The organism is Pararhodonellum marinum (assembly GCF_015354735.1).
Lineage (GTDB): Bacteria > Bacteroidota > Bacteroidia > Cytophagales > Cyclobacteriaceae > Pararhodonellum > Pararhodonellum marinum.
In genome coordinates, this window is the sequence record NZ_JACEFJ010000003.1 from 235,631 (window position 1) to 253,565 (window position 17,935).

Below are 17,935 nucleotides of genomic sequence, written 5' to 3' on the forward strand. Positions count from 1 at the left end.
TAATGGGTTTGTAGATAACTGTTTATTGATTGCCTCGGGTGTTTCTTGGATTGGGCCTTTGTGTTTCCGGATTTGGTCTTAGGTTTTGGTTTGGAGGAGCGGTGATGGGGTAGTTTTTTGCTTTCCATGCCGCAAAACCACCTGCCAAACCCCTTACATTCATAATGCCGGCACTTTTGAAGGCTTTTACGGCCTCTTCTATCCCTTTTCCATCCGCATTGTATATGATATAGGCGCTGCTTTTATTCAGTCTCCCGATTTTTGTGGTCAAATCGCGGATAGTGCTGTAATGGTATCCGGTTTTGGCATTGGTTATGGTACCGGTCTGGGAATGTATATCCACAGCCCTAAGATCCAGAAAAACAGTTCCCTTGCCATAGGCCTGGTTTCGTGCCACATCTACGCTGACCACATCGGAAGTGGCGGCTTCACTGGTACCTGTAGTGGGATAATTTTTGTTTTTCCAAGCTACAAAGCCTCCTTCAAGACCTTTGACATCTCTAAATCCAGCATTTTTAAAAACAACAAGCGCATCTTCCAGTTTGGCTCCACTGGAATTGTAAATGACATACCTGGCGTTTTTGTCCAATTTAGCAATTTTTGTGGACAGCTCCCGGTTGGTGTTGTAGTGGTATCCGGTACGGGCATCTTTGATGATTCCACTACGCTTCAGTTCTGCGGGTGTTCTGAGGTCCAGCCAAACATGGTTGCTGTTGAAGTTCTGTCTGAAGGCGATTTCTGGACTAACCATTCCCTGAACCGAACCAGGTGTATCTCTGCTGATGGGATAGTCTCTCTCTTTCCAACGGTTAAACCCTCCCTGAAGTCCACTTACATTGGTAAACTTCAGTTTTTCAAATGAGGCCAATACATTGTCCAGGTTACGGCCATCTGCATTGTAAATAATGTAGGTCCTGTTTTTGTCCAATCGGCTGATTTTGGCCTCCAAATCCCTGATGTTGCTGTAAGCATATCCTGTTTCTGCCCGGGGTATTTTACCCGATTGGCTAATCTGTGCGTCAGTTCTCAAATCAAGCCAGACATAATTGCGGTTGTTGTAAGCAATCCGGTAAGCTTCTTCTACAGAAATGTATTCCCTTTCAGGAACCACAATTCCCCCAGTAATGGGATAGCCTCGGTTAACCCAGGCATTGAAGCCGCCTTGTATCCCGTACACTGACCTAAAACCCATGTTGTCAAAAATCTGAAGAATACCACTGAGCGTTTGTCCTGTGCTGTTATAAAAGATGTAGCGCTGATTCCTGGGTAGCCGATCGATCTTATTCATCAGTTCCAACTGATTATTGAAATGGAAACCTGTCCGAGCCATCGGTATATATCCTCGGGATTGCACTTCTGTAGGAGGTCTTAAATCCAGCCAAACAAAGTTGTCATTCAATCCCAAACGATAGGCTTGTTCAGTGGTAATGACTGTCCTCTCAAAGTCATAATTGATTTCAATAGGGTAGTTCCTGCTTTGCCAAGCCCTGAAGCCACCTGAAATGGCCAAGACATTTGAAAAGCCTAGGTTTCTGAATACACTCAATACAGAAGCCATACTATAGCCATCCTCGTTGTATATCACATAATTCCTGTTGACATTCAATCGGTAGAGTTTTCCTTCCAGCTCCCTCAGAGACTGGTATTCAAATCCCGTCATGGCATTTGGAATGGTTCCTTCATACAGGTATTGGTTGGGTGATCTCAAATCCAGCCAATAATAGGCGCCATGATTGAGCATTCTATAAGCCTCATTGACACCGATAAAATCAATGATTTGATGGCTAGGGTTGTTCCAACCCGGATCTGTGCCAGGTGGGGCCACAGTACCTGGACCACCAATAGGAGAGTAAACGGTACAGGAAATGAATTGACATACCAGAAATATAAAAAATAGGTTGGTAATACGAATGGTGTTTTGATTCATATTGGCGTTGATAAGGGAAAAACGCGCTCTTTAATTGGATATATGTTTGAATTTTTCAATCTCCACATGGACTTTCAAACCTAACCAGGTTGAACGATGAACCCAAAAATGGGCTATTAAAAATACAATTTTATTGGTATAACTCAAAATTAAGATTCCTTCCATGAATATTAAATATGCTGCCCATATTTCAAATAGGAATGGTAGCCTGCCCGCTCACTTCTTTGAAACGGATTTTTTCATCTGTTCTTTTTTGACACAAAATGCTGATGGCTTTAGAAGTGAGTTGAAAAAGCCTGGGATAGCCTCCAGTAACTTGGGCATCCCTCATCAAAACGATCAGTTTGCCAGAAGGGGTCAATTGAACTGTTCCTGGGTAACATGGGGCAGAAAGGATTTCAGGTAAGGAAATATTCAGGGTTTCATTCAATTGGATGCCCATTCTGTTTTGTTGTTTACCCACTGAAAATTCCATGGACATCAAATCATCCCAAACTTCGGGATCAATCCCTTTGGATTCAGGGCCCGGGTAAACCTTTAGGGTGTTTTGATTCAAATAACTTGGATGTGATGATATATGGGCATGTTTACTTTGCAGTGGCTTGTTGTAAGCCCGATAAGGCAAGACCATCCCTTTGCTCAAAAAAAAATTTGAGGTAATTCCTTTAAAAAAGGAACGGCTACCTAAAATGCTTTCGGTGAGAAATCCGCCCTTGATTCCCAAATAAAGGTACTGCCCAGTTTGGGGTGCATTGATTTTTACCCTATCTCCCGCTTGTATCTGATGAACTTTATAAATCTCTTTCTGGGAATCATTGATAAATAACTCCGTGGGTGCACCGGTCAAGACCATATGCGTGGTTTTGTCAAATTCAAGGTTTGCACCACATAGCGTCAACTCCAATGAACTGGCTGTTGGCTTGTTTTTCAACAGGTGATTGGCGCTTTGATGAGCAAATAAGTCCATAGGGCCGGATTCAGGGACACCATACTCCACGAAACCCTTTCTCCCCAGGTCCTGAATGGAATTTATCGGTCCGATTTTGTTGATTTGGCAACCTTTCATTTAGATTACTAAAGTGGGTGAGAAATTACCCTTTGTGACATCTTTTTGGATAAGCTGATAATCCTTTTTTTGGATTGGATAAAACGCAATCCGATCTCCGGGCTGGGCAAAGACAGGGGGGGCATGTTCCGGTCGAAATAAACTCACCGGACATTTGCCAATTATATGCCATCCTCCTGGACTGTCCAAGGGATAAACCCCAGTTTGTTTTCCGCCTATGGCTACCGAACCTTTTGGAATCAGTGGGTCTGGATGTTTTTTTCTGGGTAAATGTAGGATTTCAGGGAGTCCCCCCAAGTACATGAATCCCGGTAAAAAGCCATAGAAATACAATAGGTAGTTGTTTTGGCAATGATGATCCACAATTTCATTCGGTGAAAGTTGAAGTATGTGGGCCATGGATTCCAAATCTTTACCTTCGTAAAGAACAGGAAGGGTCCAGCTTTGATAGATCCATTTTGGCTTGGGTAAAGTGATGACCTGAAGTAAGGTATCAATGATCTGAACGTAATCAAATTTATCCTTGAACACACATCCCATCTGATGATAGCCCATCCTAAGGTCCCTAAGTTCATGTCCATAATTTTCTGTGATCACTTCTTTGGCAAGTAGCATTTCCTGGAGAATTTCCGGTGAAATTTTGTCGGGCCAACAAATTTCCAGTTGTTGAGGACTGGTTTGGTGAAATTGTAGGGCAAATTTCATGCGGAACGGATAAGTTGTAAGTGAGAGGAAATGGCTTTTGCCAATTGGACTGCCTTGGGATTGTCCCCATGTACACAGAGGGTTTGGATTTGGACAGGTATCAGGGTTCCATCAAGACATTGGATCACATGATCTTCAGCCATTCGCCCAACGTGGGCAAGTACTTCCGTTATTGATGTCAAAACAGCCTTCGGATGTTGGCGGGGAATTAACGAGCCATCTGCAAAGTAATTTCTATCAGCAAATCCTTCAATGCGGTAGTCAATCCCAGCAGTTCGGGCTTTATCCTCAATGACACTCTTAAAGGGCACAAAAAGGGCTACACCTGAATAATATTGTCGGACCAGTTCCACCATAAGTTCGGCTACCTCTGGGTTTTTGGCGGCATCATTGTATAAGGCACCGTGCGGTTTGATGTGATTTAGGGTACCTCCATTTTCCTTGATCAAAGTATCCAGAGATTGAATTTGATCCAAAATGTTTGCCTTTAAACATTCTTTGTCCATTTTTATGGAAATCCTTCCAAAGTTGACCCGGTCAGGATAGGAGGGATGTGCCCCTATTTTTACCTTATGTTGCAGGGCAAGTCGGATGGTTCCTTGCATGGTCTGATCGTTTCCAGTGTGCCCACCACAAGCGATGTTGCAACTTTGGATATAAGGCATGATGGCTTCATCTGTTCCCATTCCTTCACCTAAATCTGCATTCAATTCCATCATTTGCTTTTCTTTTGTTTAAAAACCATCACCATCAATTGATTATTTGCAGGATGCTTTTCAGACCTAGCAACAATGTGAACAACCAGATGATTAGCCCTAATATATTCAATTTCCAGCTGTTTTTAAAGTGACCCAGGAGTCCCTTTTGGTTTACAGTCCATAATAAAAACGTGCTGATCAAAGGGAGTAGTATTCCATTGGCCAATTGGGCAAATGTAATGAGTTGCACAGGTTTAATGCCCAATGAAGAAAACATCAGGCCCAAACCCAAGATAGTTCCCATCGCCCAACGCATGGCTTTGGACTTGATCGCTGTGTCCAATCCGAAACAACCTGACACCACCAAGGCTCCTGCCAAGGGGGCTGTAATGGCTGAAGTGATGCCGGCTGCAAACAAACCGATTCCCAGAAAGTAGGGTGCGAAGCCCCCCAGGGTCAGTTCAAGCCCTTTGGCCAAGTCTATTGCAGAGTTAACTTCTTCCGCTGATCCAACCGCGGCGGTGATGACTATGGCCATGGAAATCAAACCACCTAAGATGACCGATACCAAGGTATCTTTCCGCACATATTTCAAGTCAGAGGTTTTAGCCCATTTTTGACCTACCAAAGAAGCATGAAGAAAAAGATTGTAGGGAACCACAGTCGTTCCAATCAGTGCGACGATGGTCAGAATATTGCTTGTGTCAATTTTTGGAACCAAGCCTTTGAACAGCAAGCCTAGGTGCGGACGGGTCAAAATAGCCGTACTCAGAAAGGCCAGACTCATTAAAATCACCAAAGCCAGCATGAATTTTTCAATGGATTTGATTGACCCAGTCATGAGCAGAACAAAGGCCAAAAGCCCGATCAGGACATTGAGCGGTTTTATTTTAAATTGCCCAATGGAAAATTCCGGGGAGGAAAGAAAAACCTCCAAGCCCAGGGCCCCACCGCTGATGTTGCCGGCTTCATAGGCGGCATTACCCAAAACAATGGCCAACAGCACCAAAACAAGCGCCGAAAGTTTGAGTACAGGAGGGTGGATCTGGGATTTAATGGCTTCTGCAAGACCTTTCTGGGTCACCAAACCAATTCTTGCTGCCATTTCCTGTAATACAATGGTGGCCAAAATGGATAAACCCAAAGCCCAAAGCAGATCAAATCCAAAATTGACTCCAGCGACTGTGCAGACCGTCACCGTACCAGGTCCAATAAAAGCTGCTGCCACCAGAGGACCAGGTCCTATGTTATTTCTCCAGTTTTTACCCATAATGCCAATGGATTCCTTCGGAGACTGCTCCTATGGAACTAATTGAAAGTGACTAAAGTAGGAAATAATGAAAAAGAATTGACTTAGGGTCGCAAAATGTTTGCAAACAAGCCTACCTGAAGGTACCCATGACTTTCTCCTGCCACATCTTGGGACATCCAACCAGCCTGTAGGTTCACCCCCCTATTGAATTGGTAACCCAAAGCTGTATAAAAACGGTTGCGGTCATACAAGAACCCTTGAGGCTGAATGAACAGCTCGTCATAGGCGGTGATAAAAAAAGTCTGGGCTTGAATGGTTTCCTTATTGATGGGAAAAGCAGCCATTAAGCGGTACCTGACCCTGTTTTTATAGATGTCTTCCACAAACCTTTGCTCTAACCTGCCCCGATGCTCCAGTGAAAACCTACCGATTTTTTGTAAATAAAGGGCTTGTTGCCAGATTCTGTTTTCTTTAAAAGTATGCTCTATGGTCTTTTCATTGGGATAGGTTTCAATATAACCATACCCTGCTGTGACCACGAAATTCTCGTTGAAGTGGTGGTTGATTCCGGTTCTGAGCAGCAATTGCTCGTGACTGGCATTTAAATCAAGATAACGGTCCTGTATTTCAGCATGGACACTCCACCGGTCATTGATTTCTGTCTTGTTAAAAAACATGTACCAAATGCCTAAATTGCTTTCCGGCACACTTTGGGCAAGGAGAGGAAGGTAAGTTCCCGAAAGCAGCAAAACAAGAAGGAAAATTCGGTTCATGGAAATGGGTTTATTATACCAATCTTACGGTAATTCCATCGCAATAGATGCTGAATTTCCGGAAATGGTTAAAATTTATTTTTTCGTAAATTGATTGTTTATGCCTTAATAGCTCCTTACTTTTCGTTAAGAAATAAAAAAAGTGATGAAGTGCCATTATTCCTATGTACTTTTTTTGATCGGGTTTTTTGTTACACCTGAGGTCTTGGCGCAAAGCCAACAAGATTATATAGAGGTAGATGCAGAGATGCGCAACAAAGCCATCTTGCTTACCCAGGAAGCCTTACAGTTATTGGAAGAGGAAAAAAACAACCTCGCTGTCTTAAAGTTGGAAGCTGCCATTGAGGCGGACTCTACTTTTTACCCGGCCTTTGTGGGTATATACAATGCCGGAAGGTCCTTGGCTGGGGATAAGTCCTATCTGATCAATTATCTGGAACGTGCGAAGGCCCTTTTCCGGCAGAACGATGAGCTTTGTTATTACCTGGGAAATATTTATCAGAATGAGATGGACTTTGAAAATGCCATCCGTGAATATGGTGAGGCCATCCGTTACAGTAAAATCAATGGAGAAGACTATCCGATTGTCTATGCTTATTATTTCAACAGGGCCAATTGTTTTCTGAAAACCCAACAGTATAGGAAAGCCATAACAGATTATGATTATTCGCTGGATTTAAGTCCCAACAATGCCGACATCTATACCAATCGGGGGTACTGTCATTTGAAAGTGCAGGAAAAGGAAAAAGCCTGTTTTGATTGGAGCAGGGGTTTGGAATTGGGAAATCCCCAAAATAAAAAATACCTCGAAACGCACTGCCGATAAGATTAAATGTCGAGATTAGGAAAATTCTAAAGGATATGAAAAGGCTGAGAGAAACCAACAGGAAAAAAAAGGATATTTACTATGTTCCAAATATTGTTTTTAATTTTACATCTGGTTTTCAAACCAATTGATTACTGCTTATGGCCATGAATATAGTGATTGCTGGTGCGGGAGATATGGGATACCATCTTGCTGAGCAATTGAGTTACGAGAACAGAGACATCATCCTGATCGATACCAACAAGGAAGTTCTGGACAATGTGGCCTCCCATCTTGACATCATGACCATAGTGGGGGATTCCTCTTCCATTGAGGTGTTGAAAAATGCCAATGTCAAGGAAGCCAGCATGGTTATGGCAGTGACCACCTCTGAAAAAACCAATATCCTTACCGCTATTTTTGCCAAACAACTTGGTGCGAAAAGGGTGGTGGCAAGGGTGAGAAACCATGATTATCTGGAACCTGAAAACAAAACCTATTTTGAAAACCTGGGAATAGATACCATTATTTCACCTACCATGCTTTGCAGTGGAGAAATCCACCGGATGATCAAAAATTCTACTTTTTCTGATATTTTCGAATTTGAAGAAGGTAAATTGAATGTGGTGGGCATTACATTGGATCAGTATTCCTCCTTGGTCAACAAGAAAATTTCCGACGCCAGTAAAAGCCCCATTTTCAAAGAGATTCGGATCATAGCCATTGTCAGAGATCAGATGACACTGATTCCCCGAGGCAATACCATCATTAGAAACAATGACCATGTCTACTTTATTTCGAATAAACAGGCAGTAGATTCCATCATTGATCTGATAGGACAAAAAGAAGTCATCATCAAAAATATAATGATCATCGGAGGTGATGATATGGCATACACAACAGCCATTAAATTGGATGAGGATTATCGGGTGACCTTGGTTCACAACAATAAAGAGAGGTGTAAATGGCTTGCGGAGCAACTAAAAAACACCTTGGTCATCAATGGGGATTATAAAAATATCGATCTATTGATTGAAGAAGGTTTGGAAGAAATGGATGCGTTTTTGGCCCTCACGGAAAGTTCCGAGACCAATATTATCACTAGTCTGAGTGCCAAAAACCATGGGGTGTACAAAACCATCGCCCATGTAGATACCAGAGAATATATCCATATTTCCCATAGCATAGGGGTGGACTCCCTGATCAATAAAAAACTGGTGGCGGCCAATCAGATCACCCGGTTTTTGAAAAAGGGTAAAGTAGAGGCCGTTTCTGGAATTTATGGAGTAGATGCGGAATTTATACAATATGAGATTTCCAAAAATAACCGACTTACCAAACATGCCCTGAAGGATCTTCACTTTCCTGAAACGGCCATTGTGGCAGGAGTAGTAAGGGGAGAAGATGTGTATATTCCAGATGGAGATTTTAAGCTACAAATTCATGATAAAGCATTGGTTTTTGCACTGCCTTCAGCTAAAAATGCTTTGGAAAAACTTTTTCATTGATCCATGATCCATTTTAAAGCCATTGCAAAAGTATTGGGAGCCCTATTGATATTATTAGGGGGATTGATGCTTCCTGGTATCGGGTTTTCTTTCTACTACAACAGTGGTGATCAAATGGCTTTGATTTACTCAGCGTTTGTTTCTTTGGCCACCGGAGCCATGCTCTATTTTTCTTTCTCGAAGCAAGATCAAAATATCCGAAAAAGAGAGGGATACCTGATTGTGGCCCTCAGTTGGTTATTGATGTCCCTTTTTGGATTGATGCCTTATCTTGTAAGTGGAAGTATCAGCAATCTGCCGGATGCGATTTTCGAATCTGTTTCTGGTCTGACAACAACCGGAGCTACCATATTGACCGACATAGAAGCTTTACCTGAAGGCATCTTGTTTTGGAGAAGTATGACCCAATGGATTGGAGGTCTTGGCATTATTGTATTGACAGTAGCCATCTTGCCTTTGTTGGGTATTGGGGGAATAGAACTTTTTGTGGCAGAATCTCCTGGACCCACCTCTGATAAGTTGCACCCTAGGATCAGGGAGACCGCCAAACGCCTATGGTTCGTATATGTAGGGCTTACATTTATGGCAGGAATTCTGTATTATTTGGGTGGCATGACTTTTTTTGATGCAGCCAACCATGCGCTGACCACCATGGCCACGGGAGGTTTTTCCACCAAAAATTCCAGCATGGCTTTTTATGACACAGCATTCATCCAATATGTGGCTGTGGTTTTCATGTTTTTGGCCGGAACCAACTTCACTTTAATTTATTTTGGAATCACAGGTAGGTTTCAAAAAGTCTGGAGAAGTGATGAATTTAGGGCTTACCTAAGTGTTGTATTACTTTTGGTCATATTGTTGGCCATACCGGTTTACTACCACAGTGGCAAACCCCTTGAGAATGCTTTTAGAGATACCTTGTTTCAAGTGGTTTCCCTGATCACCACAACAGGCTATGTGACTGCGGATTACACGTCCTACAGCAATGGGTTGACACTCGTTTTCTTTATGCTTCTTTTCTTTGGTGGCTGTGCCGGTTCCACAAGTGGGGGGATTAAGTTTGTCAGGCACCTTACCTTTTTCAAAAACGCCATTTTGGAATTCAAAAGAATTGTTCATCCAAGGGCAGTCGTCCCCCTCAAAATCAATGGGGATAGGGTAACAGGAAAAATCATTACCCATATCATTAATTTCCTGCTGATCTATCTGATCATTTTTGTTTTGGGAAGTGTTGTGATCAGTGCCATGGGTTATGATATCCTGACTTCATTTGGGGCAGTGGCCACTTCCCTTGGTAATGTAGGGCCAGCCATTGGCTTGGTGGGACCCGTTGATAATTTTGCTTTTTTCTCTCCAGTAGCCAAAATCTTCTTGGCATTTCTGATGTTATTGGGAAGGTTGGAGCTGTTTACCATACTAATTCTGTTTACTCCTTACTTTTGGCGGGCCAATTGATTTTGAATATTAAAATGCATTGAGATGAAGAGCAAATTGGACTATCAAATCATTTCTGTTTTTACTGATCAGGACCTAGGGTACAAAGGTAATCCCGCTGCTTGCATTTACTTGGAAAATCCTTTATCAGAGAAACAAATGAAGGACATCGCCATACAATTGGATCAACCGGCCACTTCATTTATCTGGAAAGAACTTCCTGACACAGAAACATTCCGGGTAAGGTGGTTTGCTCCTGACAAGGAAATCCAATTGTGTGGTCACGGTGGGGCTGCTACGGGACTTTTTCTTGCCAAGCGGTATCCATCCTTGAAATCAATTCAACTCCAATACAATCAAGGAGTTTTTACCATTGAGCTGCCCAATGATACCCAATTTGAATTGACCTTAGAGGCCATACCTGTCACCAGGGAAATCTCGGTTCCGGAATCCATAAAAAAAGGGCTGGGAATTGAATTGCTTGGGCTTTTTGAAACAGGAAATAAGCACATAGTTTGGGCCACTCATGAACATGAAATCATGGACATGAAACCTGACTTTGAACTTTTAAGGCAATGCAGCATTTTTGGTTATGCCATCACCGCAGCGGGAAGGGAAGTGGATTTTGTCAGCAGGACACTGATTCCCCATACCTTGCAGTTGGAGGATTATGCAACGGGTTCTTCACATGCAGCTTTGATTCCCTTCTGGGCCGAAAAACTTAAGAAAATTTATCTTAAAGCTAGGCAGTACAGCAGTCGAGGTGGATTTTTTGAAGGTGAACTTAAGGATAACTTGGTAAAACTGACAGGGAAGTTTGCCTGGGAAGCGGAAGGTCAGGTAGCCATACCTAAAAACACGTAAGTTCTTTAGATTATGCCTTGGGTAGGGTAAAGCAAAAAGTGGAACCATGACCCTTTTCACTTTCTACCCAAATTTTGCCCTCACATTTTTCGATCAATTCACGGGACAACATCAGGCCAAGTCCACTGCCTTTTTCATTGTTGGTACCGGGTGTGGAAAAAAATTCATCATTAAATATTTTTTTTAAATGATGTTTATCGATTCCAACACCATTGTCTTTGACACAGATCTTCCATTCCTCTTCCAATTCCTCGGAGGTGACAGCGATTTCACTTCCTTTACCGGTGAATTTCATCGCATTGGTCAGTAAATTGCGCATTACTATATCCACCATCCCTCGATCTGCAAATACATAAACCTCGGAAGATAGCGAATTGATGAATTTTTGACCTTTGATGTAGTTAGACTGAGAAATCAGGTCCAGGTTGGTACCAACGACCTGACCCATGTTGAACCTTTGGCCCTGTACTTCCATGCCCTGCATGTGGCTTTTAGACCACATCAGCAGATTTTCAAGAAGACTGGCATTGTTGCCCAGGTTTTTGGAAATGACAGGAATCAATTCATTGAATTCACTGTAGGTCATGTCACCCTCTTCTATCAGTTCGATCATCCCCTTCAAAGAGATCAAGGGACCCTTTAGATCATGTGCGAGGATGGAAAAGAGTTTGTCCTTTACGTTGTTGGAAAGCCTAAGTTGCTTGGTCTGCCTTTCGATTTCAGATTGGTGTTGCTGAAGTTTTTCAAGGTTTCTTTTTTCTTTCTTATAAGAGCGGTAATAAATCCCCAATCCCGCTAAAAGTACCAGAAGAACAAGAACCATAATGGAATTCACCAACTTTTCAAGAGCGGTCTTTTCCATGATGAGTTGATTCTCCACGTTCAGCCGGTTGATTTCATCCTGTTGTTGACTGATTTTTAAGTTGATCAGGAAATTATTGATTCTTTGTTCATACAAGGTATTGTTGGCTTCAGCGTAAGCTTGTTGACAGCTGTAGGCTTTAGCAAAATTTCCCTGGTCCGAGTACAGTTGGGACATTGTTCGGTAAATGGGCATCATGCCATCAAGGGAAGGTGTCCTTTTGTGAACTGAGTCGGCTTTGATGGATTCCAAAATTGCTTGGTCAAAATCATTTTGGATATAGTAATAATCAACCAACCTTCTCAGACCATGGATGACGCCACGGTCACTCGTCCCTTTGGCAAAACCCAGGTAATCCTCGAAGTCGGCTTTGGCTTTTCCATATTCCTTTAAACTCATGTAAAGATCTCCCCTAATTAAAAGGGAGTTGAAGTAATTTCTTGGCTCCTCCAATTTTTTTTGAATTTTCAGGGCTTCTTCGATATGCTTTAGGGCATCTTCATATTTTTCCTGCTGCGTATATACCTTGGCCAATCCGGAATAGGTATATGCCAAGCCTTCCAGATTATCCATACCTGTAAAGGTAGCTTCAGCCTCAGCATAAAAGTTGAGCGATTCTTCAAGGAGGTTTTGGAAAAAATAAATCTGGGCAATGTTGTTCAAAGCGTAGCCTTTTTCCTGTTCTATGCCATGCTCGATGGCAAGGTCCAAGGTTTCCTCATAAGCCCTGAGGGCCTTTTCCTGCATGTCCATATTTTTATAGACAATGCCTAAGCGATTCATGTTCTGGGCTTGGAAGGCAGGTTTTTTGAGTTTTTTAGCCAGATCAATCGCCTCTTGATAGAATTTGAGGGAAGAATCTGAATAATGGATCAACCAAGCAAAGTCAGTGAGAAGCAGTAATCTTTGGTCAGGATCGGTTTCTGTTTGCAGTTTTTCATAAGCCACTTCAGCTTCTTTCCTCAGCTCCTGAGAAAAACCTTTAACCGTACATACTGAAAAAAGGATGATTGCCCAAAAAAAGGCTTTGAAATGAATAAAAAATCCCGATGCTTTCATGCAGTAAATAATACGGACTAAAGATGCAAAAGTTTAAAAACCTTTGTAATTTAGTTGTAAGGATTGTAAATTCAAAATCTTATTTCCAAAGGGTCATTTGATCAATTGGGCTTGCATTTTAAGCACCCGCTCTTCCAGGCTTTCGGAACTCAGGGTGGTCCTGCTCAATCTGTCCACCATGATGGGGAAAGCAAAAGGGGTGAATCTCATTGGTTTATTGAGGATAATCTGCTGTTGATTGATCCGCCTGATGGTATTGATTACCCTGTCTTTTTCCATCTGAATGGTCAAAGCTTCCCATCTGGCTTGCTGTAAAAGCAGGTTTTGCGGATCATAGTCTTCAAAAACACCGTACAATATACCTGATGTGGCTTGCAGATGCCTGAATGAAACTTTTCTACCCGGCAATCCCTGAAATACCAGACCCGAAATAAAGGCGATGTCCCTAAATTTTCTTTTAGACATTTCCGATTCATTGATCCCCGACCTGATGTCTTCCAGAAGGTTTTTTTCACTGAACAGGTCCTCTTCCAAAGCTTCTTCAATGGGGATGTCTTCAGCCGATAGCAATTCAAAACCATAGTCATTCATGGCGATGCTGAAAGAAATAGGCGTGGAGACACTGATCCTGTAAGCCACCAGGGCGGCAAGTACCTCGTGAACGAATCTACCTTCAAACGGATAAATAAAAACATGACAGCCTTCTTTGGAAAAGGACTTCTCTATCAACAAAGTCTTTTCATCCGGTACCATAGATAGCTCCTGCTGAAAGTCTAAAATAGGTTGAATGGTCTGGATTTCTATGGATTTTGGTTTGCTTGAAAAGGAATCACTCAGTTCTGAACGAATAAGTTGGGAAAGCTGGGAGGAGAGGGGCATGCGGCCTCCCATCCAACGGGGAATGATCTGGGTTTTCTTTTTTGATCTTCGGACCAGTACGGTCATGTCCTTCACTTGAACAAATTCCAGGCTTTTTCCGGCAAACCAAAAGACGTCTCCTTTCTTGATCCTTGAAATAAAATTTTCCTCTACCACGCCCAAAAATCCTCCGGTAAGGTATTTAACTTTCATCATGGGATCACTCACGATGGTACCCATGGACAGCCGGTGTCTCATGGCCACTTTCCTGTCGTTCACCTTATGGATACCGTGTTCCAAAACCTCCACTTTGGCAAATTCCGTGTACCCTTTTAGGGATTCTCCTCCTTTTGTAATGAAGTCTAGGCACCAGTCAAATTCCTCACGTTTTAAATTTTCAAAAGCATAGGTTGATTTCACCTCTTGATAAATAGCATCCGGCTCAAAACCCTCTCCGACAGCCAAAGTCACCAGAAATTGGATGAGCACATCGATGCAATGCTGAAGGGGATGTTGAGATTCAAAATTCTCTTGGGCGATGGCCTTTCTCAACGCACTGGCCTCCACCAATTCTAAAGAATGGGTAGGAACAAAAAAAATGCTGCTTGGAGCGCCGGGCTGATGCCCTGACCTACCCGCTCTTTGGGCAAAGCGGGATACCCCTTTGGGTCCACCCACCTGAATGACCGTATCCACAGGCCTAAAATCCACACCCAAATCCAAACTTGAGGTGCAGACCACGAGTTTGAGTTTTTCCTCATGGAGGGCATTTTCCACCCACGTGCGGACATCCATATCCAAAGAACCATGGTGCATGGCCACCAAACCAGCCAGGTGAGGCGCTTTTTCCAGAATTTTTTGGTACCAGATTTCAGTTTGGGAGCGGGTGTTGGTGAACAGAAGAGTGCTCCTGCTTTGTTCAATGACGGGCAGGATCTTGTGCAATAATTTGATGCCCAAATGGCCTGCCCAAGGGTATTTTTCCACCTCATCAGGTAAAATTGAAGTGATGGTCAGTTTCTTTTTAATTTTGGATTTGATGATGTTGCTTGGGGTATTTTTTCCGATCAGAACCTCATGGGCCTGATCCAAATTACCTATGGTAGCTGAAATCCCCCATACTTTTAATGGTTCAGTAGATAGCGTTTTAAGGTGACTCAAGGCCAATTGAATCTGTACACCCCGTTTGTTGCTGAGCAGTTCATGCCACTCATCCACTACCACGGTTTTGAGCGTTTCAAAAATCTTGCTGTTCTCTTTTTGAGCCAACAACAAGTGTAAACTCTCAGGTGTAGTGATAAGGCATTCTGGAAAATTTTTCTTTTGCTGTTGCCTTTCCTTGGTACTGGTATCTCCATTTCTGACGCCAATCTGCCAGGGTAGCCCTAGGTCTTCGCAGACTTTAATCATGGCTTTTTGGATGTCCAGTGCCAAAGCCCTCAAAGGAGTAATCCAAATGATCTGCAGGCCATTTTTCTGTTTTTTCTGCCAGGTGTCAGGATGGGTTTTGATGTATTCCATCAGGATTGGAAACCACAAGGCGTAAGTTTTTCCGCTGCCGGTTGGGGCATTGAGCAGGCCACTCTGCCCTTTCAGAAACGTTTTCCAAACGGCTTGTTGAAAGTCAAAAACTTCCCAGCCTTTTTCCTGAAACCAGGTTTCTGCTATTTCCAAGTCATTAACTTTAACTTTCATAAAGGGCCAAAAAAGCTTTTAAATCATCTAGGGTATTGGCTTCTTCCATCTTTTTGTCTTTGCGCCAGCGGTTGATTCTCGGAAATCTAAGGGCAATACCGGATTTGTGGCGGGGGCTGGACTGAATGCCCTCAAAGGCAATTTCAAATACCAATTCAGGTTTCACGGTTCTCACAGGACCGAATCGTTCTTTGGTGTTCTGTTTGACAAACCGATCCACCTGATTGATCTCAGCGTCGGTCAGGCCGGAGTAGGCCTTTGCAAAGGGTACCAGGAGATCCCCATCCCAGACCGCAAGCGTGTAGTCAGTATATAGGTCTGCCCTTCTGCCATGTCCTTTTTGAGCATATAGCAAAACGCCGTCTATCACCAATGGAGCAATTTTCCATTTCCACCAGTTACCTTTTTTTCTCCCTACTTCATAAGTGGCCTTTTTGTTTTTGAGCATAAAGCCTTCGGCCATTTTTTCTCTTGCTTCTTGCCGAAGGATCTGGAGTTGCTCCCAATCTGGCGCCAAAATGATCTGAGATAGGTGGAAATTAGGCCTCTCCAATTGAGCATGGATGTTTTCAAGGATTTTTCTTCTTTCCCTCTGAGGTATTGATCTGATGTCCTGTTGCTCCGCTTCCATGATGTCATAGGCTATAAAATGGATGGGAACTTCCTGTAGGATTTTTTTGGTCAGATTTTTTCTTCCGATCCGGGTTTGCAGCAGATTGAAGGGGAGGGGTTTCCCATTTTGGAAAGGTATGATTTCCCCATCCAATACTGTACCATCCGGCAGTTCATTACCCAATTCGACCAATTCAGGAAATTTGTCATTGACCAGTTCCTCACCTCGTGACCAAATATAGGTTTGGCCCTTTCTTTTGATGATCTGTCCTCTGATCCCATCCCATTTCCATTCTATGATCCAGTCCGTAAGGCGGCCCAGCTGCTGAGGTTCCTCCTCCAGAGGATAGGAGAGATAAAAAGGATAGGGTCTGGAAGCATCATCTGCCGGTTGATCAGAAAGAATCAGTTCTTCGAAAGTAATCTGATCCGGATGCCAGTTGCCCATGATTCGGTGGGCTACTTCATTTTTTTCCATCCCAAAAGTCTCGGCAACGGCTCTGGTGATGACCTGCTGGCTCACTCCAATCCGAAAACCGCCCGTGATCAGCTTGTTGAAAACCAATCGCTCAGCCTGATCCATTTGATTCCAAGCGGCAAGGATCTCCACCTTTTTTTCTTCCTCGGTTTTGGTTTCCAAAGCGATCAGAAAATCAATCCAATGATGTAATGGAAAATCATTTTTCATTTTGGCAGGAGGGAGTAGTAAGGCGATAGTTTCTGCCAAATCACCTACTTTTTGGTAACATTCTTCAAACAACCAATCAGGTATTTGCGCAAGTTCTGTGCACCATTCCCTAAGCTTTCTGGTATTGACTTGTCTTTTGGGTCTTTTGTGGGTAAAAATGGCCAAAGTCCATAAACGGTCCTTAGAAGTTGATTTTTCAAAAAAATCCCCCAAGGCATACAGTTTATCCGTCAGCTTATTGCTCTGGTCAAGTCGGGAAAATAAATCCGCAAATGCTCTCATCGGGCCATTTAAATCTTGGTTATGGTAAAAAACTTCACATCATGTGACATTTATCATAGAGTAATGTTATAACTATTTATAAATTTAGTGTTAATTCATAAAACAGACTTAAGAGATAAACGTTTGAAATAAAAATACCATCATGAAAAATTTATTGATTATTGTTTTTGTAGGTGTAATCTTTTTGGGCTGTTCTGACCCGGAAGAAGAAAAATATACTGCCAACTCGGTGGAATTTCCCTTGATGAAGGCAACTGAACTTTTCGATTATTCCGGTACGATGATCATTAAAGAATTGGTTTCTGGGAAAGTAGAAATTACAATCCAGCTGGAAGGCAATCGGTCTGAGCAACCTTATTTTTTCCCAACCCACTTGCATTTCGGCAACTACCAGTCCTCGGACGCCCCAATCGCCTACCTGCTCAATCCAGTCAATAATTATAACTTGGAAAGCGTCACAGTTTTGGAAAAATTATCCAACGGTACTGAACTTGGTTTTGATGAGATAAAAAACTGGGATGGACATGTGAAAATACATTTGGCAAGTGATGGCCCGGACTATTCGGTGATTTTAGTGGCTGGAAATATTGGTAGTAATTTTAAAGCTGGTGAGCAACTGGACTTGAATGCCATGACCCTTTGTTCTCCCTATTACATTGAAAATTAAAAATATCTGAAGAACAATTTTGTTTAATTATAGTTATATAATTGTTAAACAAAATTGGATGAAAACTTTAAAAAAAATTCTTTTACTCTTAGGTTTTTTCTTGATGATCAACCATGAGATGCCCGATCTTAACGGATATGAACAAGTCCAACAAGTAGATTTATCAATTTCAGATTCAGA

Annotated in this window: 14 protein-coding genes; 5 read left to right on the forward strand and 9 right to left on the reverse strand. The window is 42.5% G+C overall.

The features are described from left to right. Positions 1-22 precede the first annotated feature (22 nt). From H1A14_RS08120 to H1A14_RS08145, 6 genes are all read right to left on the reverse strand, one after another. Positions 23-1,927 (reverse strand): rhodanese-like domain-containing protein, encoded by a 1,905-nt coding sequence (locus H1A14_RS08120; RefSeq protein ID WP_194775737.1) that lies wholly within the window; start codon positions 1,925-1,927, stop codon positions 23-25. A 190-nt stretch (positions 1,928-2,117) separates the two neighbouring features. Then, complete coding sequence (locus tag H1A14_RS08125; protein ID WP_194775738.1) at positions 2,118-2,993, reverse strand: 5-oxoprolinase subunit C family protein; 876 nt, start codon at positions 2,991-2,993, stop codon at positions 2,118-2,120. After that, positions 2,994-3,698: a 5-oxoprolinase subunit PxpB gene (gene pxpB, locus H1A14_RS08130; RefSeq protein WP_194775739.1), complete on the reverse strand. Its 705-nt coding sequence runs from the start codon at positions 3,696-3,698 to the stop codon at positions 2,994-2,996. After that, complete coding sequence (gene pxpA / locus H1A14_RS08135; protein WP_194775740.1) at positions 3,695-4,417, reverse strand: 5-oxoprolinase subunit PxpA; 723 nt, start codon at positions 4,415-4,417, stop codon at positions 3,695-3,697. Before pxpA ends, pxpB begins: the two co-directional genes overlap by 4 nt. 31 nt (positions 4,418-4,448) lie before the next feature. Then, positions 4,449-5,666, reverse strand: a complete 1,218-nt coding sequence (locus H1A14_RS08140; RefSeq protein ID WP_194775741.1) for an Nramp family divalent metal transporter — start codon at positions 5,664-5,666, stop codon at positions 4,449-4,451. Between the two features lie 83 nt (positions 5,667-5,749). Then, positions 5,750-6,421 (reverse strand): DUF2490 domain-containing protein, encoded by a 672-nt coding sequence (locus H1A14_RS08145; RefSeq protein WP_194775742.1) that lies wholly within the window; start codon positions 6,419-6,421, stop codon positions 5,750-5,752. A 145-nt stretch (positions 6,422-6,566) separates the two neighbouring features. Here H1A14_RS08145 and H1A14_RS08150 point away from each other — a divergent pair, with 145 nt between their 5' ends. The 4 genes from H1A14_RS08150 (at position 6,567) to H1A14_RS08165 (ending at position 11,032) form a co-directional block, all read left to right on the forward strand. After that, positions 6,567-7,247 carry a tetratricopeptide repeat protein gene (locus H1A14_RS08150; RefSeq protein ID WP_194775743.1) on the forward strand — a complete coding sequence of 227 codons (681 nt, stop codon included), beginning with the start codon at positions 6,567-6,569 and terminating at the stop codon, positions 7,245-7,247. Positions 7,248-7,387: 140 nt separating this feature from the next. Continuing rightward, positions 7,388-8,734 carry a Trk system potassium transporter TrkA gene (trkA, locus tag H1A14_RS08155; RefSeq protein ID WP_194775744.1) on the forward strand — a complete coding sequence of 449 codons (1,347 nt, stop codon included), beginning with the start codon at positions 7,388-7,390 and terminating at the stop codon, positions 8,732-8,734. Between the two features lie 3 nt (positions 8,735-8,737). Next, complete coding sequence (locus tag H1A14_RS08160) at positions 8,738-10,189, forward strand: TrkH family potassium uptake protein (RefSeq protein ID WP_194775745.1); 1,452 nt, start codon at positions 8,738-8,740, stop codon at positions 10,187-10,189. Between the two features lie 24 nt (positions 10,190-10,213). Next, positions 10,214-11,032: a PhzF family phenazine biosynthesis protein gene (locus H1A14_RS08165; protein WP_194775746.1), complete on the forward strand. Its 819-nt coding sequence runs from the start codon at positions 10,214-10,216 to the stop codon at positions 11,030-11,032. Between the two features lie 10 nt (positions 11,033-11,042). Here H1A14_RS08165 and H1A14_RS08170 read toward each other — a convergent pair whose 3' ends face one another. The 3 genes from H1A14_RS08170 to H1A14_RS08180 form a co-directional block, all read right to left on the reverse strand. Continuing rightward, a complete protein-coding gene (locus H1A14_RS08170; RefSeq protein WP_194775747.1) occupies positions 11,043-12,953 on the reverse strand; it encodes a tetratricopeptide repeat-containing sensor histidine kinase in 1,911 nt (636 codons plus the stop codon). Positions 12,954-13,046: 93 nt separating this feature from the next. Then, complete coding sequence (locus tag H1A14_RS08175; protein ID WP_194775748.1) at positions 13,047-15,506, reverse strand: ligase-associated DNA damage response DEXH box helicase; 2,460 nt, start codon at positions 15,504-15,506, stop codon at positions 13,047-13,049. Next, positions 15,496-17,088, reverse strand: a complete 1,593-nt coding sequence (locus H1A14_RS08180; protein WP_194775749.1) for an ATP-dependent DNA ligase — start codon at positions 17,086-17,088, stop codon at positions 15,496-15,498. Before H1A14_RS08180 ends, H1A14_RS08175 begins: the two co-directional genes overlap by 11 nt. Positions 17,089-17,230: 142 nt before the next feature. Between H1A14_RS08180 and H1A14_RS08185 the strand changes: the two genes are divergently transcribed. After that, entirely contained in the window at positions 17,231-17,755 is a 525-nt protein-coding gene (locus H1A14_RS08185) for a hypothetical protein (protein WP_194775750.1), read from the forward strand. Positions 17,756-17,935 lie beyond the last annotated feature (180 nt).